This is a genomic window from Paenibacillus sp. FSL R10-2736, from assembly GCF_038000245.1.
GTDB classification, from domain to species: domain Bacteria; phylum Bacillota; class Bacilli; order Paenibacillales; family Paenibacillaceae; genus Paenibacillus_AQ; species Paenibacillus_AQ phytohabitans.
The window spans coordinates 2,123,223-2,146,447 of the sequence record NZ_JBBOBN010000001.1 but is presented as its reverse complement, the minus strand read 5'-3'; the positions used below and the strand labels follow the sequence as shown (position 1 = coordinate 2,146,447).

General features: G+C 53.1%; 20 protein-coding genes. 11 read left to right on the top strand and 9 right to left on the bottom strand.

Going from position 1 to position 23,225, the window contains the following annotated elements; genetic code table 11:
* Position 1 precedes the first annotated feature (1 nt).
* The 3 genes from uxaC to NSQ73_RS08840 all read left to right on the top strand — a co-directional run bounded on the left by uxaC (position 2) and on the right by NSQ73_RS08840 (position 3,073).
* The gene (gene uxaC / locus NSQ73_RS08850; protein WP_340986182.1) at positions 2 to 1,423 is read left to right on the top strand and encodes a glucuronate isomerase; all 1,422 of its coding nucleotides are present in this window, start codon (positions 2 to 4) and stop codon (positions 1,421 to 1,423) included.
* A 16-nt stretch (positions 1,424 to 1,439) separates the two neighbouring features.
* The gene (locus NSQ73_RS08845; protein ID WP_340986181.1) at positions 1,440 to 2,126 is read left to right on the top strand and encodes a rhamnogalacturonan acetylesterase; all 687 of its coding nucleotides are present in this window, start codon (positions 1,440 to 1,442) and stop codon (positions 2,124 to 2,126) included.
* Between the two features lie 104 nt (positions 2,127 to 2,230).
* Positions 2,231 to 3,073, top strand: a complete 843-nt coding sequence (locus NSQ73_RS08840; RefSeq protein WP_340986180.1) for a sugar phosphate isomerase/epimerase family protein — start codon at positions 2,231 to 2,233, stop codon at positions 3,071 to 3,073.
* Positions 3,074 to 3,591: 518 nt separating this feature from the next.
* On the opposite strand, the gene fucU is transcribed toward NSQ73_RS08840, so the two are convergent.
* The 4 genes from fucU to NSQ73_RS08820 are packed head-to-tail and all read right to left on the bottom strand — an operon-like array spanning position 3,592 to position 8,008.
* Positions 3,592 to 4,032 (bottom strand): L-fucose mutarotase, encoded by a 441-nt coding sequence (gene fucU / locus NSQ73_RS08835; protein WP_340986179.1) that lies wholly within the window; start codon positions 4,030 to 4,032, stop codon positions 3,592 to 3,594.
* Positions 4,033 to 4,074: 42 nt separating this feature from the next.
* On the bottom strand, positions 4,075 to 4,728 hold the full coding sequence (locus NSQ73_RS08830) for a class II aldolase/adducin family protein (protein ID WP_340986178.1): 654 nt from the start codon (positions 4,726 to 4,728) through the stop codon (positions 4,075 to 4,077).
* On the bottom strand, positions 4,725 to 6,212 hold the full coding sequence (locus NSQ73_RS08825; RefSeq protein ID WP_340986177.1) for a rhamnulokinase: 1,488 nt from the start codon (positions 6,210 to 6,212) through the stop codon (positions 4,725 to 4,727). The genes NSQ73_RS08830 and NSQ73_RS08825 overlap by 4 nt, the downstream gene beginning before the upstream one ends.
* 29 nt (positions 6,213 to 6,241) lie before the next feature.
* Complete coding sequence (locus NSQ73_RS08820) at positions 6,242 to 8,008, bottom strand: L-fucose isomerase (protein WP_340986176.1); 1,767 nt, start codon at positions 8,006 to 8,008, stop codon at positions 6,242 to 6,244.
* A gap of 333 nt (positions 8,009 to 8,341) precedes the next feature.
* On the opposite strand from NSQ73_RS08820, the gene NSQ73_RS08815 reads away from it, so the two are divergent.
* The gene (locus NSQ73_RS08815; RefSeq protein WP_039295325.1) at positions 8,342 to 9,112 is read left to right on the top strand and encodes a DeoR/GlpR family DNA-binding transcription regulator; all 771 of its coding nucleotides are present in this window, start codon (positions 8,342 to 8,344) and stop codon (positions 9,110 to 9,112) included.
* Between the two features lie 166 nt (positions 9,113 to 9,278).
* On the opposite strand, the gene NSQ73_RS08810 is transcribed toward NSQ73_RS08815, so the two are convergent.
* The gene (locus tag NSQ73_RS08810) at positions 9,279 to 10,130 is read right to left on the bottom strand and encodes an MBL fold metallo-hydrolase (RefSeq protein WP_340986175.1); all 852 of its coding nucleotides are present in this window, start codon (positions 10,128 to 10,130) and stop codon (positions 9,279 to 9,281) included.
* Positions 10,131 to 10,432: 302 nt separating this feature from the next.
* Here NSQ73_RS08810 and NSQ73_RS08805 point away from each other — a divergent pair, with 302 nt between their 5' ends.
* Both NSQ73_RS08805 and NSQ73_RS08800 read left to right on the top strand, forming a co-directional pair.
* The gene (locus NSQ73_RS08805; RefSeq protein ID WP_340986174.1) at positions 10,433 to 10,774 is read left to right on the top strand and encodes an antibiotic biosynthesis monooxygenase family protein; all 342 of its coding nucleotides are present in this window, start codon (positions 10,433 to 10,435) and stop codon (positions 10,772 to 10,774) included.
* A 554-nt stretch (positions 10,775 to 11,328) separates the two neighbouring features.
* A complete protein-coding gene (locus NSQ73_RS08800) occupies positions 11,329 to 13,266 on the top strand; it encodes an NAD(+) synthase (RefSeq protein ID WP_340986173.1) in 1,938 nt (645 codons plus the stop codon).
* A gap of 199 nt (positions 13,267 to 13,465) precedes the next feature.
* Here the strand turns inward: NSQ73_RS08800 and NSQ73_RS08795 are convergent, their stop codons facing one another.
* The 3 genes from NSQ73_RS08795 to NSQ73_RS08785 all read right to left on the bottom strand — a co-directional run bounded on the left by NSQ73_RS08795 (position 13,466) and on the right by NSQ73_RS08785 (position 15,447).
* Complete coding sequence (locus NSQ73_RS08795; RefSeq protein ID WP_171718175.1) at positions 13,466 to 13,894, bottom strand: GreA/GreB family elongation factor; 429 nt, start codon at positions 13,892 to 13,894, stop codon at positions 13,466 to 13,468.
* Positions 13,895 to 14,062: 168 nt separating this feature from the next.
* Positions 14,063 to 14,968 (bottom strand): SAM-dependent methyltransferase, encoded by a 906-nt coding sequence (locus NSQ73_RS08790; RefSeq protein WP_340986172.1) that lies wholly within the window; start codon positions 14,966 to 14,968, stop codon positions 14,063 to 14,065.
* A gap of 77 nt (positions 14,969 to 15,045) precedes the next feature.
* Positions 15,046 to 15,447 carry an RrF2 family transcriptional regulator gene (locus tag NSQ73_RS08785; RefSeq protein WP_039295309.1) on the bottom strand — a complete coding sequence of 134 codons (402 nt, stop codon included), beginning with the start codon at positions 15,445 to 15,447 and terminating at the stop codon, positions 15,046 to 15,048.
* A 349-nt stretch (positions 15,448 to 15,796) separates the two neighbouring features.
* On the opposite strand from NSQ73_RS08785, the gene NSQ73_RS08780 reads away from it, so the two are divergent.
* Together NSQ73_RS08780 and NSQ73_RS08775 are read left to right on the top strand one after the other, a co-directional pair.
* A complete protein-coding gene (locus tag NSQ73_RS08780; protein ID WP_039295304.1) occupies positions 15,797 to 17,176 on the top strand; it encodes a GntP family permease in 1,380 nt (459 codons plus the stop codon).
* A 26-nt stretch (positions 17,177 to 17,202) separates the two neighbouring features.
* Positions 17,203 to 17,988 (top strand): 3-hydroxybutyrate dehydrogenase, encoded by a 786-nt coding sequence (locus NSQ73_RS08775; protein ID WP_171718173.1) that lies wholly within the window; start codon positions 17,203 to 17,205, stop codon positions 17,986 to 17,988.
* A 79-nt stretch (positions 17,989 to 18,067) separates the two neighbouring features.
* Here NSQ73_RS08775 and NSQ73_RS08770 read toward each other — a convergent pair whose 3' ends face one another.
* Positions 18,068 to 18,424 carry a hypothetical protein gene (locus NSQ73_RS08770; RefSeq protein ID WP_340986171.1) on the bottom strand — a complete coding sequence of 119 codons (357 nt, stop codon included), beginning with the start codon at positions 18,422 to 18,424 and terminating at the stop codon, positions 18,068 to 18,070.
* A 337-nt stretch (positions 18,425 to 18,761) separates the two neighbouring features.
* Between NSQ73_RS08770 and NSQ73_RS08765 the strand changes: the two genes are divergently transcribed.
* The 3 genes from NSQ73_RS08765 to NSQ73_RS08755 are packed head-to-tail and all read left to right on the top strand — an operon-like array spanning position 18,762 to position 22,453.
* Complete coding sequence (locus NSQ73_RS08765; RefSeq protein WP_042138822.1) at positions 18,762 to 19,157, top strand: GntR family transcriptional regulator; 396 nt, start codon at positions 18,762 to 18,764, stop codon at positions 19,155 to 19,157.
* A gap of 2 nt (positions 19,158 to 19,159) precedes the next feature.
* The gene (locus NSQ73_RS08760; protein ID WP_340986170.1) at positions 19,160 to 20,245 is read left to right on the top strand and encodes a DUF5808 domain-containing protein; all 1,086 of its coding nucleotides are present in this window, start codon (positions 19,160 to 19,162) and stop codon (positions 20,243 to 20,245) included.
* Positions 20,246 to 20,275: 30 nt separating this feature from the next.
* Positions 20,276 to 22,453 (top strand): serine hydrolase domain-containing protein, encoded by a 2,178-nt coding sequence (locus NSQ73_RS08755; RefSeq protein WP_340986169.1) that lies wholly within the window; start codon positions 20,276 to 20,278, stop codon positions 22,451 to 22,453.
* The last annotated feature ends 772 nt before the right edge of the window (positions 22,454 to 23,225 follow it).

Here is a 23,225-nt window from a genome sequence, read left to right as displayed (position 1 = left end):
CATGTTTCTTAATGAAGATTTCATGTTATCCGGCGATACCGCACGCCAGCTCTTTCATCAGCATGCCAAAGCAATGCCGATTGTCGATTACCATTGCCATCTGGACCCGCGCGAAATCTATGAAGATAAACCGTTCGAGAACCTCACGGCAGCCTGGCTTTATGGAGATCATTACAAATGGCGGCTGATGCGCGCGAACGGTGTGCCGGAATCGCATATTACCGGGGACGCCTCCGATTATGATAAATTTCTGGCCTGGGCCCGGACACTCCCGAAAGCCATCGGCAACCCGCTGTACAGCTGGACCCATCTCGAGCTTCGCCGCTTCTTCGGCGTTAATGAGCTGCTGAACGAAGCTTCTGCACCGGCCATCTGGGAGAAGGTCAACCGCAAGCTGGCTGAACCGGCGTTTACCCGCCGCGGTCTGATCCGCAATTCAAACGTCAAGGTAATCTGTACTACGGATGATCCGGCAGACTCGCTGGAATACCACAAGCTGCTCAGAGACTCTGAGACCACGTTCCAGGTGTTCCCGACCTTCCGTCCCGACAAGGCACTGAACATCGATGCCGAAGGCTTCAGCGCCTGGATCGGTAAGCTGGAGGAAGCCGCCGGCCAGCCGGTTAAGACTTATGCAGCCTTGCTTGAGGCACTGAGCAACCGTGTGGACTTCTTCCATGAGAATGGCTGCCGCCTGTCGGACCATGCCCTTGATGTGCTGCGTTACGAAGCCGGTGAACCGGAAGCTGCCCAGGCGGTCTTCGCCAAAAGACTGCAGGGTGCTTCCCTGTCACCGCAGGAAATCACCCTCTACCGTACTGAGCTGCTGACTGCACTGATCGGCTTCTACCAGGCCAAAGACTGGACCATGCAGCTTCATCTGCATGCCTACCGCAACAACAACACGCCGATGTTCCGGAAGCTAGGGCCGGATACCGGATACGACGGCATTAACGACCTGCCGCTGACCACACCGCTGTCGCAGCTGCTTGACCGTGCCGAGAGCGGCAGCGGGCTGCCGAAGACCATCCTGTACTCGCTGAATCCCGGCGACTACCCTGCCCTGCTGGCCTTGCTGGGCTGCTACCAGAAGGATACTGCCGGCAAGCTCCAGCTCGGCTCCGGCTGGTGGTACAACGATACGCGCAGCGGTATGCGCCAGCAGCTGACCCTGCTGGCTGACAACAGCCTGCTCGGTAACTTCGTCGGCATGCTGACCGATTCACGCAGCTTCCTCTCCTATACCCGGCATGAATATTTCCGCCGGGTGCTCTGTGAGCTGATCGGTGAACTGGTGGAACGCGGTGAGGCACCGGATGACATAGACTTACTGGGCGCAATGGTAGAGGATATCTCCTACAATAATGCAGCAGGCTATTTCGGCTTCCAGACCTCCGGCAGCTCGGTGGAGGTTACCGCCTGATGAAGGAGTGCTGAAGATGCCGACTATCTATATTGCCGGAGACTCTACCGCAGCCCGGAAGGCGGCCTCCGAATCACCGATGACCGGATGGGGAGAATTTCTGCACGGGCATATGGGACCGGAGGTGCGGATTGAGAACTGGGCAGTGAACGGACGGAGCACACGCTCCTTCCTGGCTGAGGGCAGGCTTGCGGAGATCGAGCAGGACTTCCAGGCTGGAGACTTCCTGCTGATCCAGTTCGGTCATAATGACCAGAAGATTGAAGATCCGGCGCGTTATACGGATCCGGATACCGAATACCGCCAGAATCTTAAGGTATTCATCGATTCCGCCCGCAGCCGCGGCGGGTTCCCGCTGCTGCTGACCTCTGTGAGCCGCCGCCGCTTCACTGCGGAAGGTGAACCTGATCCTGAGGCCGTGGGGCCATACCCGCAGGCCATGCGCGAAGTTGCGGCAGAGACCGGAACACCGCTGCTCGATATCTTCGCCTCCTCCCAGCAGCTCTACCGCTCGCTGGGAATCGAAGGCTCACAACAGCTGTTCATGCATCTGCCTCCGGGAAGCCATCCCAACTACCCGGACGGGATCACGGATGACACCCATTTCTCGCAGGCTGGCGCGCAGCGGATCGCCTCGCTGGTAGCAGAAGCGATGGAACAGTCTGCGGGACTCTCGGTACTGCAGACTTATTTGCGGGTGTAGTGCGTTAAGCCGCTTCATTGAATTCCTGGAATAGGCCGCCTTGTGCCCTTGCGGACACAGGCGGCCTTATTTGCGGGAAATTGCAGAGCAAAGGAGTAGAACATATGACCGTTCCGTTTCACCTAGGCGTCCGCGCCCATGATTTCAACCCGTGTCCTTTGCCGCAGCTGATTGAGAAGCTGGGAGAACACAGCTTCTCCTCTATTCAGTTCGCGCTGCATAAGTCCTTTCCGGAGAGTGCGCCTACACTCGGCGCACTCAGTCCGGGAACGGCTGCCTATTATGGCGAAGCCTTCAGGCAGGCCGGCATCCGGATTGCTGTGCTCGGCTGCTATGTAAACATCATCGATCCTGATCCCGCCCGGCGCGCACAGGCATTGAACGATTTCAGCACCCATCTGCGGCTGGCCCGTGATTTCGAGGCGAGTCTGGTAGGTACCGAAACAGGCAGTGTGGGAAAGGGATATACGCCGGATAATTTCACGGAGGAAGCTTTTGAACAAGTTGCGGCTTCTGTCAAAGCAATGGTTGCGGAAGCAGAGCGTTTCGGGGTAACGGTCGGCATCGAGGCAGGGATTAACCACCCGCTTCACACGGCTCAGCTGACCAGACGGCTGCTGGACGAAGTGGCCTCCAGTAATCTGCAGATTATATTCGATGCCGCCAATCTGATGACGCCGGATAACTACCTGCAGCAGGAGAGTATTGTTGCGGAGGCCCTTGAGCTGCTGGGTGACCGGATCGCGGTGCTGCATCTGAAGGATTTCACGGTCAGGGACGGGCGGATTGAGATCGTCCCTGCAGGACAGGGACTGCTGAACTTCGCTCCGCTGCTCCATTACATGAAATATAAGCGTCCGCATATTCAGGGCCTGCTGGAGAGCACTCCCGAAGAGCATATGAACGGCAGTGCAGAGCTGCTGCGGCGGATGTATAACGAAATATAAACAAGTGCCCCGGCCATATGGCGTACGGGGCACTTGTTCATGTTCGACCCGGTTTAGGAGCCGGTTCAATACTAGAAATGAGCAATTTATAGTAACCGGTCGTTCGCTCCGGTCCTAAGTGTATTTTATACAACTAAAGTGATCAATTTTTGCACTGCGAGGGTTTTAATTGCACTTTGTACAGTTAAAAACCCCCATATTTCGCAAAAGTAGACTTACCACTGTCTTTAATTGTACGGAATACAGTTAAACTGACAACCCGGTTTTTTGCCGTCTTTTTAACTGCACGAAATACAATTAAATCTATTCACTTCACACTAGTTACTCTCAAGATATTTGCAAACCCAGGGTCAGTGGATCCAAATTACACAACATATAACATTTCATGTGATGTTTCTACATTTGAGCAACTGATATAGCAACAAGACCGCCTTCCAATGCCGGGCGGTCTTATCTTTTAAATTTAAACAGAAGGATTATCCTTTATCCTGCGATATTACGCAGACTTGAACCTGTTGTTATACCCCGGCATCCGGCGGGATTACGCCTTTGGTGAGAATAATATTCCCGTACAGCGCCTCTTCCCCGGTGATCACGATCGCATAACTCCGCTTCGAGCGGTTGTAGAATTCATAACGCTCCTCATACTCCACCTGTGCCGCACTGTCATGTTTGGCCAGGATCTCCTTATACGTCTCCCATATCACCGGAACGGTAGGATCACCCTCCACCACAGCCATGAATGCCGCCTGTGCGGGTACATAATGATCCAGCGGAAGCAGCTCCAGGATCGCGTCCAGCAGCCGGGGAATACCAATGCCGTCCGCCCGGAGCACTCTGGAATGCAGCCCGTGGCCCGGATAATTGGCATCCGCCAGAACCAGTTCATCCCCATGGCCCATTTCCATCAGGGTACGGACCAGCTCGGGGGAGAGGAGCTTGGGTATTTTTTTGAGCATGACTTCTGTCCTCCTTCAATCCTGTGTCAAAGCCGTAGCAGTTTACATGCCGTAGAACGATCTCAAAGCTACCAGTTCCTCGATCCGGTGATGAGGCAGCTCACGTTCCCCACCGATCATCCGGGTCAGGAAGGTTAGCTTCGCCGTATATTCCAGCCGCTCCATATTCATATAAGCAGCCATGACATCCTTGCCCCAGGTCAATGCACCATGGCTCTCCAGCAGAACCGCCGTCTTCTTGCCGAGAAAGGGGATCAGCGAATCGGGAATCTCCTCGGTTGAAGGCGTTCCGTATACCGCCAGTGGAATATCCCCCATGGCAATCACCGACTCCGGCATCATCATCTTGTCGAGCGCTTCACCCTTGATGGCAAAAGCGGTAGCATACGGCGGATGCGCATGCACTACGCCGCCCATCTCCGGCAGCTCATTGTAAATCTTCAGATGCATCTTCACTTCCGTGGATGGCCGGTAGCCCTCCGCAGCTTCAAGGATATCTCCCTGCAGATTCACTTTGACCAGCATATGCGGCTGCAGATAGCCTTTGCTGACTCCTGTTGGTGAGGTGATTACCTCTGTAGCCGACAAGCGTGCCGAGATGTTGCCGTCATTGGCGGCAATAAAGTCCTTATTAAACAGATTGCGGCCGATATCACAGATAAGCCGCCGCAATTCCTCTTCCTTCGTATTCATCATTGTCCTCCTTGATCGCTATGGATAATTGATAAAGCCGGCTGATACCTGACAGGGGCACTGGAACGGGCTACAATTGTTCTGGCTTTGGATGCTTCAATCGCTCCCAGTGCCGTCAATTGCACCAATACGTTGCCAATTGCACTCGCCTCTACTGGTCCGGCAATGATTTCTTTGCCTGTGGCATCCGCTGTAAGCTGGCATAGCAGCTTGTTCTGGATACCTCCGCCGACCATATGAATGCAACTGATCGGGCTGCCTGTAAGTGTCTCCAGTTCACGGATCGTGCTGGCGTAAGACTGGGCCAGACTCTCCAGAATGGTACGGATGATCTCCGCCCGGCTCTGCGGTACAGGCTGGCCTGTGCGGATACAATACGATTCAATCCGCAGCGGCATATCCCCCGGGGTGCTGAAGAGGGGATCGTTCGGGTCCAGAACGGCTATGCGCGCTGTCGACCGGTCCAGCCCCTCAGCCAGCTCTGCCGCCTCCTGATGGCTGAGCGGTTCTCCCGCTTCTGCCCAGCCGCGCTGGGTCTCCTGCAGCAGCCACAGGCCGGTGATATTCTTCAGCAGGCGGTTAGTGCCGCCGAAGCAGCTCTCATTGGTGAAGCCGTAGGCGTCGGCCTCGGCGCTAAGTACGGGCTCCTCAGTCTCCAGGCCGACCAGCGACCAGGTTCCGCAGCTGATGAAGGCGGCGGAACCCTCTCCGCCGTTCGAGCCTCCAAGCCCGTAAGGGATGGAAGCAACAGCGGAAGCAGTGTCATGCGAAGCCCCGGCAATGATCTTGAGCGGGCCGAAACCAAGCTCTTCCTGCAGGCCTGGCCGAAGCTCGCCGATTACAGTGCCCGCCGGCACCAGCCGGGGAATCAGCTCCACCGGCAGCTCCAGCCTGCGCAGCACTTCGCTTGCCGGAGCAGACGAATCCGGATTCAGCAGGCCGCTGGTGCTCCAGATGGTCTGCTCGGCGACCGCCGTGCCGCTGAACATATAATTGAACAGGTCAGGCATCATCAGCAGCAGACTGGCCTTTTGTGTAAGCTCAGGATTAGCCTGCAAATCGGCAAATAATTGATACACTGTATTAATCGTACTGGACTGGTTGCCCGTCAGCCTGAACTGCTCTTCAGGAGGCAGGGCAGCCTCCAACGCCAAAGCAATACCCTCCATCCGCTGGTCCCGGTAGTGATGCGGGGAGTACAGCAGCTCCCCCTCAGCATCCAGGAAGCCATAGTCGACTCCCCAGGTATCGACACTCAAAGACTGCAATGGGCCGCGGGACTTCACGGCCTCCAGAATCCCCTGCTTCATCTCATGAAACAGCTGCTGGACATCCCAGTACAACTGCTCGTCAGCCTCTACGGGCCCGTTAGGGAAGCGGCGGATTTCTTCCACCTCCACCTTCCCTCCAGCATACGTTCCCAGCATGACCCTGCCGGAGCTGGCACCCAGATCGATGGCCAGCAGCTTGATTATCTCTTCGCCCATGTTCTCCGCACCCGCTTCACTTTGAAGATTTAGTAGAGCGGCCCAAAGTTACGGCAGGCTCTGTAGTCAGCACTTTCCAGATCCTCTGTGCCGAATAGCGACCAGACACGCGGCCGGAAAATACGCGATTCCTCCACGTTATGCATACTGACCGGAATCCGCAGGATCGAGGCCAGTGTAATCAGATCGGCTCCAATATGCCCGTAGCTGATCGCACCGTGGTTGGCGCCCCAATTGTTCATCACATCATAGACAGACTGGAACGAGCCCTTGCCTGTCAGCTTAGGTGCGAACCAGGTTGTCGGCCAGGTAGGGTCCGTTCTCTGATCCAGCGTATCATGCACTTCTCCCGGCAGCTCCACCGTGAAGCCTTCCACCAGCTGGAGCACAGGCCCCAGGCCCTTAACCAGATTCAGCCGGGCCATGGTGACCGGCATTCCGCCCTTGGTCAGGTAATCTGTCGAGAAGCCGCCCCCGCGGAAATATTCCTGCGAGGCCGGGCGGAACTGGGTCTGTGCGAGACAGGCAGCCGCTTCCTCATCCGTGATGTCCCAGAACGGCTTGATCGCCGGCTTGCCGTCAATGCTCTGCTCACCGGTTCCGTCCAGTGCCGCTGAACCGGAGTTAATCAGATGCAGCAGACCGCCTGCCGCCGCCCCCTCCAGCTCGTATCCGGTCACACGCTTCACTGCAGCCGGACTCCAGAAGGTGCGGACATCGGCAAAAATCTGCGCCGTATTCGTCAGCAGATAATTGAACAGCATCGTGACCCCGTTCAGGCTGTCATTCTCGGTCGCGACAATATAAGGTGCCCGTCTGCCGTTCCAGTCGAACGAGGAGTTAAGAATCGTCTCCATGAAATCACCGTTCGGGAAATGGTCCGTCCATTGACGCTGGCCCTGGAAGCCGCCCAGCAGAGCGTTGTGGCCGTTTGCTTCTTCCTCGAAGCCAAGCTTCGCAAGCTCCGGATTGCCGATCATCAGATCGCGGGCGATCAGCGCCATTTTGACACAGGTCTCCCATTGCTCTTCCTTAACCTCTTCGCTGAGCTGCAGATGCTGCGGGTTATTGTCCGCTCCCACCCGGCAGTTGTCCTTAACCCAGGCCAGTGCCCGCCCCAATTCCTCAGGATCATAGATCTCTTCCTCGAATCTCCGGACATATTCAGACATATCGATATACTCATTGCGCATGCCGAGGTACTCCTGGAAGAACTGCTCGTTGACGATGGAGCCGGCGATCCCCATGGATACGGAGCCCATCGACAGATAAGACTTCCCTTTCATCAGCGCAGCCGCAAGTGCCGACTTCGCGAACTGGAGCAGCTTGGCCTGTACATCCGCCGGGATCTCTTCGCTGCTGGATTCCTGAACATCTTCGCCGTAGATGCCGAAGGCCGGAATGCCTTTTTGCGCATAAGCAGACAGCACTGCCGCCAGATACACCGCCCCGGGGCGTTCCGTTCCGTTAAATCCCCATACCGCATGCGGAATCGAAGCATCCATATCCATCGTTTCTGATCCGTAACACCAGCAAGGTGTGACCGTAATTGATACGCCTACACCCGCACCTGCGAACTTCTGCGCTGCCGCCGCAGCTTCCTTCACACCGCCAATGGTAGAATCAGCAATAATACACTCCACCTGCGAACCGTCCGGATAAAATAAATTCTCCTGCAAAAATGCCGCCACACGCTGTGCCATCCCCATAGTCTGGGCCTCAAGCGATTCACGCACCCCGCGTCTTCTGCCGTCAATCGTAGGCCGTATACCAATCTTCGGATAATTTGCTGTCACTGCCGTTCCTCCCCGGAATCAATGATGGATAAAATAATTTCATTGGAGCTGTACACTCCGATTAGTAAGCGCTATCAAATATAGCCTGCTACTGTCTGGAAGCTATGGGCATTCTCCGCCGACTAATCCTTTTCTTCTCCATCATAGATTTCAAAACCCATAAAGTCAACAATATTCCACACTTTTTATTTGATTTTTATGTGGTATTGTGTGATATAATTCAAATATAGTGTGGGATCATGCTCATTTTAATAGTTTAAGTTTTGGAGAAATATGTAGTAAACTAGTTGATATACTATGGCTAGAACTATTTAATCAAGGGTGGGCAACGCGATGAAGGCTTTTGAACGGCGGGATCTGGTAATCAACGAGCTATACAGGCATAAGAAGGTTCACGTAGCGGACCTGGCGCAGAAATTCGGTGTATCGGAGGAGACCATCCGGCGTGATCTCGACCGGCTGGATAAAGAGGGCATTGCCAAGAAGAATTACGGCGGAGCCATTCTGAACGCCCATACCAACGAGGACCCCTCCTACTCCCACAGGCATCAGGTCAATATTGAAGCGAAGCGGATGATTGCCGCATGTCTGCTGGAGCTGATCAGTGACGGGGACAGTGTGATGACTGATACCAGCACAACGGCTTTTGAAGGCTTGCGGAGAATCGTGGAGGACAAAAAAAATCTGACAATCATCACCAATTCCCTGGCGGTATTGTCAGAGTTCCAGCATTCCGGACAGAAGCTCATTTCTACGGGAGGCATCCTGGGTCCGGAGACCAGCTCTTTTGTAGGGCCGACTGCGTCGCAGACGATCCTGAAATATAATGTGGATGTGGCCATCTTCAGCTGTAAGGCGCTCTCCATGACCGGGGGACTCAGCGATTCGAACGAAGCGGAGACCGAGCTAAAGGTGCTGATGCAGCAGCAGGCGAACAAAGTTGTCCTCCTGGCCGACCATTCCAAGTTCGACCGGATCGCCTTCATCCGGCTGTTCAGCTTCGACAAGGTCGATTATATCGTCACCGATCAGCGGCCGTCCGAAGAATGGATTGATTTCTTAAGCAAATATCAGGTGTCTCTGCTCTATCCTGCGCTGCAGTAGCGCAAACTCTGCACCGGAAGGAGGTGAACCACAGAATGGGGATGATCCAGATTGCTGCAACCTCCGCTCCGCTGTGGTTTCCGCTGGTTCTCGCCGCCGTCGGCGTGTGTCTGATTTCGCTTTTGTGGATGGTATTCAAGAAATTCGGCTGATCTTTTGAATGCGCTTACTTGGAGTCTGGAGTGCTGTTCTTAAAAGCCTGCGCCGACACATATACGAACCGTTCGGCTCTGGCCATCATATGAAATTTCTGCTCCGGGAAGTGGCGGTACAGATGATCGACGAAATACCCGGGATTCTCGGCGTTACCGGCGTACAGATCATAATGCAGCGGAACGACGGTCTCAAAACCGCTGGTCGCCGCAAACTCCGCCGCTTCCCGGTAGTTCATATTGCCGACAATATTGCGGCTTCCCCGGTAGTAGTCACGGCCGTTAATCGGCAGCAGCGCCAGATCAATCTTCCGGCTGCCGACTTCCTCAATCAGCTCAGGGAACAGAACCGTATCTCCGGCATGATACAGCGTGACCCCGTTCAGCTGCAGGATGTAGCCGACATACTTGGGGTTGCCCTGTTCATCGCGCTCCAGCTCTTCATGCGCCGCAGCAACCGGGAACACCTGCAGGCCGGGTGCGGGTTCTGCTGCATTAGCAGGCAATGCTGCGGTTAGGCGCTCCTTCTGTATTCCGAGTCCCTGCAACCGTTCCAGACAGACTGCCGGAGCTATAAACCGGGCTGCGGGATTGAGCTCTGCAAGCATCGGCAATGCCCGCTCATCCAGATGATCCGAGTGGTCATGGGTGATCAGGCATACCTGCATGTTCGTAATCTCCGCAGGCGGAATCGGCGGCGGGAACGTCCGGTCCGGGTCAGGAGAGACATAAGGATCAATATAAACGGTCACCTCTGCCCCTTTGATAATCACACTGGCTTGTCCCAGAAACCAGACGGCCAGACAGCCATAGGGCACCTCGGTCGCCCGGACTTCCTCGATCAATTCTTTTCCTGTTAACGGCATATACATGCCCTCCCTTCTTCTCGGCAAAATTCTAACCCAAAACCAGCGTGCACGCAAACGCAGCGAGCAGGCCCGTGGGTTCAATCGCGGATTTTGCTCCTCCGCCCTTTGTTTTACCGCTGCACAATCCCTTCTCCGCCATCCCGCTTCTGTGGACCGGAGCGTGCTTCATGAAGCTCTGACAGGCCGGTTCGTCCGCCAGGCTATACATCCCGATCATAGATGCACTACTATAGATAAAGAATTAGATAATAAAATAGATAAATGAAATAGCAACATTCCAATCAAATGGAGGGAAAGTCATGAGTGAAATTGCCAACACACCAGAGCCCCCTTATTATGCCGTGATTTTCACATCTGAACGGACAGACGGGGATAACCAATATGCGGAGATGGCCGAGGAAATGGACAAACTCGCAGCCGCCCAGCCTGGATTTCTTGGAGTAGAGAGCGCCAGAGATGGTTTAGGGATTACTGTCTCTTATTGGGATTCTCTCGAGGCTATCCAGCAATGGAAGCATAACGAACGGCACTTGGTCGCACAAAGCAAAGGTATCTCAGATTGGTATCTCACTTATAAAACAAGAGTGTGTAAGGTTGAACGGGATTACGGATTCGAGAAGGGGAGCCCCATGGTCCGTTAGTCCACCCCAAAAATTAATGGTTAGGTACCGGCAGAATCCCGCATTGAAATTAGCAGCTGCTTAAATGGTGATTATTGGTCATACCCACTCTGGCTCTGCATCATTAGTAGCAATTGGAGAAACGTATCTTGATTTGGATGTTTTGAAGCGTCAGAGGTAATTAGTTGGAAAAACGTCATTTAATTTCGAGCGTTCCCCCTACTCCAGACTATTTCCGGTAAAGTAAGTGCTGTTTATCCAACTGCTGCCCGGCAAATGCGCCTCCGTTCATGATCAAGTGGAGAAAATCCAATTATTGCCTGCCGCCAACGCTACCACACTCACTCCTGCCAACTGCCAATGCTGTTACCCTTTTCTTCAGGTGCTTCTTCGAAGTTATCCTTATTTGCAGGATTTACGGGAATGTTATGAATTCCTAATCCACGAAAAAAGCGCGTCCCCTTCGGTTGCCGCACCCTGCTGCAAATCCCCGCTTGTTACCGATGCCAATTCATGGGTACAATATTTAGATAGTGTACTTCTACTAAAGGACAGGTAAAGGACAGGTGAAATGCATGCTGAATCACGGATTCGCGCGGGTCGCTGCCGCTTCCCCCGAGCTCAGGGTGGCCGACTGCGTATTCAATTCCGGACAAATTATTGAAGTGATAAATAAAGCCGCGGCACAGGAGGTGGAGTACCTGGTACTCCCGGAGCTGTGCATCACGGGGTACACCTGTGCGGATCTGTTCCTGCAGCCCAGGCTGCTTGACGCCGCCACGGAGGCACTGCTCCGGATCACTGCCGCAACGGCAGAACATAAGATGATCGTCATTGCCGGCCTGCCCATTTCCATCAAGAGCCGGCTGTTCAACTGCGCTGCCGTCATCCAGCAGGGTCAAATTCTCGGAATTGTCGTGAAGACCTGCATTCCCGGTTATAGCGAATTCTACGAACCGCGCTGGTTCGCCGGTGCGGAAGAACTGGAAGTGTCCGAGCTGCGGATCGGCGGAGCCGTTGTACCGATCGGCAATGATCTCATCTTTGCCTGCGAGAGCAATGGCAATGTATCCTTCGGCGTGGAGATCTGTGAGGATCTCTGGGTGCCGGTGCCGCCAAGCAGCCTGCTGGCCCAAGCAGGGGCAACGTTGCTGTTCAACCCGTCTGCCAGCAATGAGCTGGTCGGCAAAGCCGATTACCGCCGCCAGCTGGTGGGCAGCCAGTCCGCTTCCTGCGTAGCCGGGTATGTCTATGCCGGCTGCAATACCGGCGAATCCACCACGGATGTTGTCTTCGGCGGGCACTCGCTGATCGCGGAGAACGGCCAGCTGCTGGCCGAGTCTGAGCGCTTCACCCATGAGAGCCGGATGATCACCGCCGACATCGACCTGCCGCGGCTTCAATATTCCCGCACCGTGATGGGTACCTTCCGGGCCGGCAAGGGCGGCCGCAATTTCCGCGAGCTGCTCTACGTTTCACCCGTCCGTGAGAACAGCCAGCGTGAACTGAAGCGGACAGTGGGTGTCAATCCGTTTGTCCCGGGTAATCCACTGCAGCGTGACGAACGCTGCCAGGAAATCCTCTCGATTCAGACCTCCGGCCTGATGAAGCGCATCCGCCACATCGGCACCAAGCAGGCCGTAATCGGCATCTCCGGCGGCCTCGACTCTACGCTTGCGCTGCTGGTCGCAGTGCGGGCGATGGAGCTGCTCGGCCGTCCGGCCAGCGATGTGCTTGCCGTCACGATGCCGGGCTTCGGCACAACAAACCGGACCTACGACAATGCGGTCGGGCTGATCAAAGCGCTCGGCGCCTCGCTGCAGGTCGTTGATATCAAGGCCGCCTGTCTCCAGCACTTCGAGGACATCGGCCATGACAAAGATGTGCATGACCTGACTTATGAGAACGTCCAAGCCCGGGAACGCACACAGATTCTGATGGACCTCGCTAATAAGAACGGCGGCATCGTCATCGGTACCGGCGACTTATCCGAGCTGGCGCTTGGATGGTGCACCTATAACGGCGACCATATGTCGATGTACAGCGTGAATTCGGGCATTCCGAAGACGCTGATCCAGTATGTCGTCGCCTGGTATGCGGATCATGAAGCCGATGAAACAGTCAACAAGTTCCTGTACAGCATCATCGAGACCGGAATCAGTCCGGAGCTGCTGCCGCCTTCCGCTACCGGAGAGATCGTTCAGCTCACAGAGAACATCCTGGGACCTTACATCGTGCATGATTTCTTCCTCTATTACATGCTGCGTACAGGGGCTTCGCCCGGCAAAATGCTCTACCTCGCCCAGCACGCCTTCGGTGAGGCTTACCCCAAAGAGCAGCTCGTTGCCTGGCTGAAGGTATTCGTTACACGCTTCTTCACCCAGCAGTTCAAGCGCTCCTGCCTGCCGGACGGACCAAAGGTCGGTACGGTCAGCCTCTCGCCGCGCGGCGACTGGCGTATGCCGAGTGATGCATCCGCTGCACTCTGGCTCCAGGAAATCGAAGAATTGTAATCGCCGCCTGGGCGCTCGTGAGGACGCTCCGCGAACAGACCGTTGTTCCAATCGCTGTGCTCTCCGCTGTTTAAGCGGGAATCGTATCTTCAATCTTAAAACAGAGCAGCGATCCTCGCGTTATTGGAGGATCGCTGCTCTGCTGATTTTCGCCTTTTTTTATTAACCGCCCTAGTCAGTTACTGCACTTCCTGCCCGTTCAATCATACACATTATCCAGAATCAGCACTTCATCACTGCCAAACGGGGTTTGGATCGTGACGGTATCGCCGGGACGCGCCAGAATAAGCCCCCTGCCCATCGGAGACCAGAGGGAGATGCAGAATTCATCCAGCTCAGCTTCGCCCGGAATTACAATTCTGTAGGCATCCTTCAGCGTTTCCTGCCCGATCCGCAGTGATACCCGCGACCCGACCAGAACAGTGGATTGCTCCAGCGCTTCATCCCCGCCGGACAGAATCTGCTCCACCGCCTCCTGATACCTCCTGATCATGGACTGAATCTCCGCCCGCTCGGCGGGCGACTCCCATGTGCCCCGGTCCAGAATAACGAATTTATGCTCATCGAGATAGACCAGCTGCTGCACCAGCTCCTGGCGCAGGGAAATCGTTATGAGACTATGGCTCATAGTAGATTTCACCCACTTTCTTCATCAGGTCATGCTCGAAAATACGCTTGCTCAAACTCATAGCCCTCAGTCCTCCCGGATAATAAAATAGATCCCGCGTGGGGATCTACTCTCTATGATAGCATCTTTCTATGGAAAGACAATGTCATGTATCTATGCTGTTATGATTTACTCCTTGGCTGCAGCTGCTCTGCTGTACATATTGAGATCCTGCAGCTTGATCAGCACCTTGCCGAACCGTCCGCCTTGGCGGATCACTACCTTTTGATCAGGATAAGCAGTATGCAAATAATCCGTAACAACCTTCAGGGTACCCTCTTTCCCGTCCAAATGATGCATAGGCAGCATCTCTATTACTTCAGCAAGCGCTGCATCTACGGATAGCTCCTTGCTTTTCGTCTCGCGGGTCACAATCGATTCGTAGGAATATCCCTTCAAATACAGTAGCTGCATCAGGTAGGCCATATCCGAAGATTCCGCATGCACCGCCCGGCCCGTCAGCAGAGGCAGCACTTCATTCATGAGGCTATGCTCCTGAACCCCCGCCGATGTACTGATATAGCAGTATTGCCGGGCACAGCTAATAACCTTCTCCGCACTCTCCCAGTCAAATACCGCCGGACACATGGATACAAACACAAGATCGAAGGCGTTCAGCCAGCCTTTGGCCGCAATATCGATATCCTCAAAGGCTTCGCGTACCAGCTCCACTTGACCGGGGGCGTAGCCTGCGGTGTTGTGCAGAAACAGTTCAGACAGCGGAATATTAGGCTCTACTGCCGTTACCTTGGCCCCTCTCTCGATAAAAGGTACGGTGAAGCCGCCCGAAGCCGCGCCCACATCAAGGACAGTCAGTCCTTTGAAATCTACTCCCTGGCCCTCCATCCAGCTGATAATCCGCTCACTTCTGTCTCTTCCCGCACTACTGAATACCTCTTCATTGAACACCTTCGCCTTATGATCAAAGCTGTGATGCGGGTCCATCCCCATCGCTTTGAACTTGTTGGCCATTGCCTTGGGATCCTCCTTCCAGGCCTTCTCCCATACTGCTGCATTAAATAATCCGTTGTTCATCTCTAACCCATCCTCTCTTATTTCGCAGACTTAACAGACTTATAATATCTATGAAATTCTCGAAAAAATAACGGAGCTCAATGGCTCTCCGTTAATTTTCCGGCAAGCTCGGACATCATTTTATTGCGCAAATACTCCTCCATCTGCCCTTCGGCCTTCACCATCTCCTGCTGGATGAGACACTCGCTGGAATGATTAAGTGTGCAGTCAAACAGCGAAGCCGTACCTTCGATCGCATGGATAATATCCAGGAACGAGATCTCTTCCTTCCTGCGTCTCAGCCGATACCCGCCATTCGCGCCGGATGCGGATTCCACCAGCCCCGCCTTCACCAGCTTGGTCAGGATTTTGGACAAATACGTCGGGGATACATTCTGCCGTTCGGCAAGCTGCTGCACTCCTACCGGCTTATCCGGAGCGTACGCCACCAGGAACAGCATCGTGTGCAGCGCGTAGTTCGTTGCTTTTGAGTATTTCATGTCTTGTTCCACCTTAAGTATGGACTTTTTTTCTAATCAAAGACTTTATTTATCTATAATATATTTTATACAGCCAAAAAGCAAGTGCAGAAATGATTTCCTGTCTGAAGCGATGTGGGAGAAATAGTCCCGGCCTATCCATAAAATTTTTTCATGGATTGCATGCACCGCTTGAATTTTACGCCTGCTGAATGCTGTTGTACACTTTGAATGTAAGCGTTACCATCATAACAAATGACCTGCGCGCACAAGGTTGGAAGGGACGAAAGCATATTCGAGGTTTTCTGGAACAGAGCTATGGTTCCGTTTAAGCAAAAAGTAGGTTACACATTTAATTAGGGGGGTTCTCATGGTTATTCAGGTTTTAGCCATCGTTCTGGCGCTTGGCCTGCTGATGTTCTTCGCTTACCGGGGGTTTCCGGTTATTGTTTTTGCACCTATATTCACACTGCTTGCGGTAGTTATCTCAGGGGTCGCCCTGATGCCGAGTTACACCGAAGTATACATGCTGAATGCGGCAAACTACGTAAAGAACTTCTTCCCGATCTTCCTGCTAGGCGCTATCTTCGGTAAAATGATGGAGCTTAGCGGCGCTGCCTCGTCCATCGCCCAGACGATTGTCAAAGCGCTCGGCTCAAAGAGAGCCATGCTTGCCGTTGTACTCGCCTGCTCCGTACTGACTTATGGCGGCGTATCGCTCTTTGTCGTAGCCTTCGCGGTCTATCCGTTCGCTGTAGCGATCTTCCGTGAAGCCGATATCCCGAAACGGCTCATTCCCGGCACCATCGCACTTGGAGCGTTCACCTATACGATGGATGCCCTGCCGGGTACGCCGCAGATTCAGAACATCATCCCGACCACTTACTTCGGTACAGATGCCTATGCTGCTCCGCTCGTCGGTATTGCCGGCGCGCTGATCGTCTTCATCGGCGGCCTGTGGTGGCTGGAACGCCGCCGCAAGCAGGCAGCTGCTAACGGGGAAGGCTATGGCACCGGCCATAAGAACGAACCGGAAGTGCTGGAGAACGCCAAATATCCAAACATCTGGATCTCCGTTCTGCCGCTTCTGCTGGTGCTCGTATTCAACTTCCTGCTCAGCCGGACGTCCATGTCAGTAACCAACTGGTACAGCAGCGAGCTGCTGGAAACCTTCAATATCGCCAATGTCAAAACCGTATCCTCAAGCTGGGCCTTGATTATTGCCCTCTGCATCGGGGTTATCGCTGCCGGATGTATCAATATCCGCCAGGTCAAAGGCAAAATGGCCGCTGGCCTGACCGCCGCAGCTATGGGCTCCCTGCTGGCCATTTTCAATACAGCATCTGAAGTTGGCTTCGGTAACGTCGTCAAAACACTTCCAGGCTTCAAATCCATCCAGGAATGGATTATGAATATCAGCGATCATCCGCTAATTTCCGAAGCATTGTCCGTCAACATTCTCGCCGGAGTAACTGGCTCCGCTTCAGGCGGTTTATCGATCGCCCTGGAGGTCATGGGCAAATCGTACCTGTCTATGGCCCAGACGCTGGGGATCAGCCCGGAAATGCTGCACCGCATCGCTTCCATGGCATCCGGCGGTATGGATACGCTTCCACACAACGGTGCCGTCATCACTTTGCTGGCGATTACCGGACTTACGCATAAGCAATCCTATAAGGATATCTTTGCCATCACCTGCCTGAAGACAATTGCCGTATTCACCCTTGCCATCGTTCTATCCATCTTCTAATTCATCCCCATGGAGGTTATGCAGAAATGAGCAGATTTTTGGAAAATAGAGTAGCATTCGTCACCGGCGCTGCCAGCGGCATCGGTCTGGAGATTGCCCGCAAGTTCGCCCATGAAGGCGCCAAGGTAGTCATTTCCGATGTACGTGAGGAGTTGGCCGTCAACGCCGCCGAAGAATTGCAAGCCCAGGGCTATGAAGCCTATGGCCTCAGATGCGATGTTACCCAGGAGGTGGAATACAGCGCGGCGATTGCCAAAGCTAAAGAAGTCTACGGAAGACTGGATATTCTGGTGAACAACGCAGGGTTGCAGCATGTGTCGCCGATTGAGGATTTCCCCGTGGAGAAATTCGAGTTCATGCTGAAGGTGATGTTGACCGGCGCTTTTATCGGCATCAAGCATGCCTTCCCGATTATGAAGGAGCAAGGCTACGGCCGCATTATCAACATGGCCTCCATTAACGGAGTCATCGGCTTTGCCGGCAAAGCCGCTTACAACAGCGCCAAACACGGCCTGATCGGGCTGACCAAGGTCGCCGCACTGGAAGGCGCTGCCCACGGCATTACAGTGAATGCCCTCTGCCCGGGTTATGTGGACACCCCACTGGTACGCGGACAAATGGAGGATCTGGCCCGAACCCGGAACGTGCCGCTGGAGAGCGTGCTGGAGGAGGTCATCTATCCGCTCGTCCCGCAGAAACGCCTGCTGGCCGTTGAAGAAATCGCCGACTACGCCATGCTGATCGCCAGCGAGCGCCTCGGGGGCGTCACCGGTTCTACCCTGCTGATCGATGGCGGGTATACTGCGCAGTAAGCCAGATTATTCAGTCCTCATACAAAGTTAAGCAGCGGTCCTCCCGTTAACTGGGGGACCGCTGTTTTGCTGTTTTGTGTTATAGCTGCTCAAGCTCCTTAGAGACTTGTTCAAATCTGTTTATACCTTGGACTATTTCCATATAAAAGAAAAATACATAATTATTCAAATATCGAAGCTGAAGCATGGAGATTTGCTTTCTTTTAATTTCAGCTTTGATGTTTATTAAAATCTTTGTAATGTAATCAAAATGACCGTAAAAAAAATCAGGAGATTCTTGTATTAATGGATTAATGGACATGTAATACTGATCAAAATAGTCACGTAATACAGTAATTCTGTTCTCAAAAAAAAGTGTCAGCAGTTCAATGTATTCAATCGTATTGTTGTCTAAGTCAATTGCTGCTTCCAGAGCTTGCTGCTCTATTTCATACATAGTTTCGATTCTTCTTACCAGGATCCTTAACAGGCGCCTGTTTAGCATCACCCAGTGAACGTCATACGAGACGTATTCGAATATCGGTTGGTAGAATCTCAACTCTCTTTTTAATTCATCAAATTTTTTTCTTCTCCTTTTGGCTTTAAAGAAGATAAACACCCCCTTTAAGAGATAATTCTATTACCTTATATATCCATATGCATCAGCATTAATCACAAGGTAGTGGAACAATTTTCTGCTGAATCTTGCACCACTTTCAATATATATGTTATATATGTAATATAACAAACAAAATGTATTTTGAATACAGAAATAACCATAAGGAGGGATATTCGTGTTCATAGAGCTCGATCTGCAATCGGACACCCCGCTGTACACGCAGCTGGCCGATCAATTGACCGAAGGGATCGCGTCAGGCGAGCTGAAGCCGGGCGATCCGCTTCCGTCGATCCGGAGACTGGCTGAGGACCTCGGGATCAATCTCCATACCGTCAACAAAGCCTACAATTTGCTTAAGCAGGAAGGCTTGCTTCAAGTGCACCGGAAGACGGGCGTTATTGTTCAGCCGGACGGGATGCCCGGTGTGACGGAAGCGTTCGAGGCAAAACTCCGGAGGCAGCTGCGCTCTCTTGCGGCAGCGGCTGCGGTACGTGGCATGGCGGAAGAGGTATTCGCGCAGGAGAGCAAATCGGTATACCGGGATATAATTACGAACCGTGGAGGGGAATAACGGTGACACAAGAACAGATGATTATTATATCCAGCAGCTATTTGATGATTGCTCTGATGCTCAGCTTACAGGTCTATACCGGCTTGCGGACCGTTCTATTCGGCATTGTGCTGCCGGAGGAGGCCCTGAAGGACCCGTCCGTCCGCGCCATCCGCCGGAATTACGCTTTGCTAACCAGCATTTTTGCGGCCTTAATCGGGGGTGCCTGCTTGTTCTGGCTGCGCCATCAACCGGCGCAGGGTCTCCTGATTTTGACGTCATCTTTCTTGCTTTTAATGATTGCTTCATCCTTCGCAGCCCGGCTAAGCCGGATATCCGCGCAACACTTGAAGGCAGCCAGAGGCTGGAAAGCTGCAGTGCAGACGAAGCGCGCAGCCAGCCTCACGGCTGGCCGGACGCATAGCCCGGTGCTGAGCTCCTGGTGGTACTGTGCAAATGCCGGCGTTATCGCGCTATGCATCTCCTTTGCTATTGCCAGGTGGGATAGAATTCCGCAAGTACTGCATCTCGGAATTTATAGCTTTTACAAAACCGGATGGACAGTGTTCTCTTTGAACATCATGCAAGCACTGAATATTACCGTGTTCGTCTGCTACAACCTGCTGATCAACCGTGCCAGAACATCGCTGGATCCCCAGAACCGGGAAGGTTCGCTGCAGAAACAGTTGAAGCACAAGAGAATCCATTCGCTTCTGGCTTGGAGCGCGTCGCTCCTGATGGTTATATTCTACGGGGTGACGCAAGCCATAACATTGTACGGCTGGAAGGGAAATCTGCTCTTCCTCTCCGGCATGTCGCTCTGTACAGCACTCTTAGTCGCACTGTTCGGCGTCATCCTGTATATGCGAATCAAGGGTATTGATCAGCTGAGGGACGTTCCGTCGCTGGAGGAAAAGCACTGGAAGTGGCTTGGCCGCCTCTACGTGAATCCTGAAGATCCGGCGTTGATCGTTCCGAACACCCGTGGTTTCGGCTGGACGATCAATTGGGCCAATTCGCGCAGCAAGATCATAATCTCTGCCATCCTAGCCGTTCTGGTGATCGAATTTATAATTTGCTATCCTATCTTCAATAAATATCTTCAATAAATAAAGAAATCCTGGAGAGGGAGAGTTCAAATGATAAGAAATCGGTGGAGAACCGCAGCTGTACTATTCTTGTGTCTGCTTCTCCTACTAACCGCCTGCAATGACAACACACCAGTGGCTGAAATGCAGAACGTAGCAGAAGCACTGAATACGGCTGAGGTAACCCTGTCAAGTGCTGCTCCGCAAGCCGTGTCAACGGCGGAAGCGGACTCGCCTCCACAGCAAGCTGAACCCACTTACGAAATTACCCGGCAAGCCGCACAGGAGAAAGCAGAACTTCTCACAACTACATATGCCACGAACAGCGTGCAATACGCCCTTATCGATCATGGCAGCATCACCGTATCTGGCCAATCCGGCAAGAATGATGAGCAGGGCCTGAACCCGCTCACGAAAGACACGATGTACGGGATCGCCTCGATAAGTAAGATGTTTACCACGGTTGCCGTTATGCAGCTGGCCGAACAAGGGAAAATCGGTCTCGACACGCCGGTCATCCGGTATATCACGGAGTTTACGATGACGGATGAACGCTACAAGCAGATTACGCCGCGCATGCTGCTGAATCATTCCTCCGGGCTGAACGGATCGTCGAACGTGAACGCTGATTTATTCGAAGACAACGATACTTATGCCCACGACACACTGCTGAAGCAACTGTCCGGTCAGACCTTGAAGGCGGACCCGGGCGCTTATTCGGTGTACTGCAATGACGGATTTACACTGGCCGAGATTCTGGTCGAGCGGGTCAGCGGCATGGACTTCACCTCTTATGTCCACCGGTATATTACGGAACCCCTGAGTATGATGAATACGCTGACGCCGCTCGATTCACCGGACAGGGCAAAGATGGCGGGACTCTATTATCCTGCATATCCCGGACAACTTCCGGACCAGACGGTCAACGCGATCGGAATGGGCGGCATTTATTCCACAGCGGAAGATTTGGCCCGGTTCTCGCAACTTTTCACGGGAGAAGCGGAAGAAGTATTGGCCGGCAAATCGGCTGCGCTCATGGCACAAGACGAGTATAAGACGCCACTCTGGCCTGACGATGCGGACAACTCCATCGGATACGGTCTCGGCTGGGACAGTGTCGATCTGTATCCCTTCAGTGAATACGGAATAAAGGCGCTGACCAAAGGCGGGGAAATCACTCTCTATAAAGCGTCGCTCGTTGTGCTTCCCGGACAGGACATAGCGGCAGCTGTTGTCTCTTCCGGCGGGAGCGGCATGTACAATCAGCTCATGGCGAACGAAATTCTGCTGCAGGCATTGAAGGAAAAAGGTACAATTACTGAATTTAAGCCTGAGAAGTCATACGGTGCGCCGGTACAAGCTGACATCCCGGAGTCCATGCTGCAGTATTCGGGAATCTATGGCGCGACTGGTACAATGATGAATATCAAAATATCCGCAGGCGGCGTCTTGTCCATTACTTCGGAACAGCCCTCCAATAATCCGAAACAGATCTTCAACTATTCAAGGGACGGCATGTTTCATAGTTCGGATGGAAATGCGATGGTCAGCTTCGTGAAAGAGGAGAACGGCCGCACTTACTTATGGATTCGTCAATACGTTTCGGTGCCGGGTCTTGGGCAGACCGCATCGTCAGAGTACACTTCCGAGAAGCTCCAGCCCCAAGAGCTTCCGGCAGAAACCAGGGAAGCATGGATGAAGCGCGACGGCAAGAAGTATTATCTGCTGAATGCGAAGTATACGTCGCTCGGTTATCTCGTATTGCCTCCCACCGAATTGAATGTGTCGGAGCAATTGCCGGGGTACGTGCTCGATAAGCGAATAACCGGTCCGGATTCAGCCGTCTCCGAATTGCAAATTCCGGGAAACAGCGGGCGGGATCTCTCCGGTCTTACGTTCTTTACACAAGATGGCGTTGAGTACTTGAATCTTGCCGGATTCATCTTAGTGAACGAGGACGCCTTGAAGCCTACTAATTTCGCTAAGAAGTCAACCGTAACGATTCCGCCGAGCGGACACGCCAGGTGGTATACGATAAGCGACAAAGACGGGGGCAAGAACATCAAGGTGAGTATGCCCTCGAAAGCCTCCTTCGCCGTTTATGATGCCAAGGGAACATGCATCTATTTCAGTGTCATCGGAGGCAAGGATCAGATCACGCTGCCTGCGGGAGGATCGATTGTGTTCGCAGGGGATGCCGGCACGAAGTTTGAGGTTTCAGTGCAATAACATCGTATCGGGTAGTTCTTCATCATTACTCTGGAGGCCCGGCACCGCGGATGCGTCTTGATGTTACGTGTGCCCGGCCGTAAAGTCAATATAAACAAGGCTCCAGTTACTAGAGTTTGTCATTACTAGAACTTCCATGGTCAAGCCCCTTAAAGCCTGTACCGTGCTAGCTCTGATTTGACGTAGTTATGCTAAGAAAACGATATCGTGCCGCAATCTTCATAACTTGTCCGTCACCGAAGAGGACTGAGAATCCGTTATTTGAGTAAATTCGGCGAAATTGCCGGTTAATCGGACCACAGAATCGCTTATATAACCCGAAATGCCGTCTTTCGGGTTAAGATGAATAAGATAACGGAATCTCAGTCCGCTTCATCTTATATTACAGGTTATTTTAGGAAATAGAGGAATCTCAGTCCGCTTCAGGAGAAATGGATCCAGGGAGGAGAAGCTGGCCTGACAGTTTGCTATCAAGTGGAAACGGCTACGCCGTCGTCTTATAAAGGACGGTGCGTTCAGCGAGAAATAGAAGGATAAGTTATCATACGAAGCATATAAATTCAGGCGTAATATTCAAAAAAAGCAAAGCCCCGGATATAGGAGCTTTGCCTGCAACAATATTGTTCCCTATTTCACAAACCTTCTGATCATCCTGCTAAGGATGCGCGCCTTCGCGGATGTCTGCAGCTTATATCCGCTCTACCCTTGCTCTATCCTTGCTCTATCTTCGATCTATCTTTGCTCTATCTTCGATCTATCTTTGCTCTATCTT

Coding starts and splice junctions, on each gene's coding strand:
- uxaC (WP_340986182.1), top strand. CDS start 2: ATGTTTCTTAATGAAGATTTCATGTTATCCGGCGATACCGCACGCCAG.
- NSQ73_RS08845 (WP_340986181.1), top strand. CDS start 1,440: ATGCCGACTATCTATATTGCCGGAGACTCTACCGCAGCCCGGAAGGCG.
- NSQ73_RS08840 (WP_340986180.1), top strand. CDS start 2,231: ATGACCGTTCCGTTTCACCTAGGCGTCCGCGCCCATGATTTCAACCCG.
- fucU (WP_340986179.1), bottom strand. CDS start 4,032: ATGCTCAAAAAAATACCCAAGCTCCTCTCCCCCGAGCTGGTCCGTACC.
- NSQ73_RS08830 (WP_340986178.1), bottom strand. CDS start 4,728: ATGATGAATACGAAGGAAGAGGAATTGCGGCGGCTTATCTGTGATATC.
- NSQ73_RS08825 (WP_340986177.1), bottom strand. CDS start 6,212: ATGGGCGAAGAGATAATCAAGCTGCTGGCCATCGATCTGGGTGCCAGC.
- NSQ73_RS08815 (WP_039295325.1), top strand. CDS start 8,342: ATGAAGGCTTTTGAACGGCGGGATCTGGTAATCAACGAGCTATACAGG.
- NSQ73_RS08810 (WP_340986175.1), bottom strand. CDS start 10,130: ATGCCGTTAACAGGAAAAGAATTGATCGAGGAAGTCCGGGCGACCGAG.
- NSQ73_RS08805 (WP_340986174.1), top strand. CDS start 10,433: ATGAGTGAAATTGCCAACACACCAGAGCCCCCTTATTATGCCGTGATT.
- NSQ73_RS08800 (WP_340986173.1), top strand. CDS start 11,329: ATGCTGAATCACGGATTCGCGCGGGTCGCTGCCGCTTCCCCCGAGCTC.
- NSQ73_RS08795 (WP_171718175.1), bottom strand. CDS start 13,894: ATGAGCCATAGTCTCATAACGATTTCCCTGCGCCAGGAGCTGGTGCAG.
- NSQ73_RS08790 (WP_340986172.1), bottom strand. CDS start 14,968: ATGAACAACGGATTATTTAATGCAGCAGTATGGGAGAAGGCCTGGAAG.
- NSQ73_RS08785 (WP_039295309.1), bottom strand. CDS start 15,447: ATGAAATACTCAAAAGCAACGAACTACGCGCTGCACACGATGCTGTTC.
- NSQ73_RS08780 (WP_039295304.1), top strand. CDS start 15,797: ATGGTTATTCAGGTTTTAGCCATCGTTCTGGCGCTTGGCCTGCTGATG.
- NSQ73_RS08775 (WP_171718173.1), top strand. CDS start 17,203: ATGAGCAGATTTTTGGAAAATAGAGTAGCATTCGTCACCGGCGCTGCC.
- NSQ73_RS08770 (WP_340986171.1), bottom strand. CDS start 18,424: ATGTATGAAATAGAGCAGCAAGCTCTGGAAGCAGCAATTGACTTAGAC.
- NSQ73_RS08755 (WP_340986169.1), top strand. CDS start 20,276: ATGATAAGAAATCGGTGGAGAACCGCAGCTGTACTATTCTTGTGTCTG.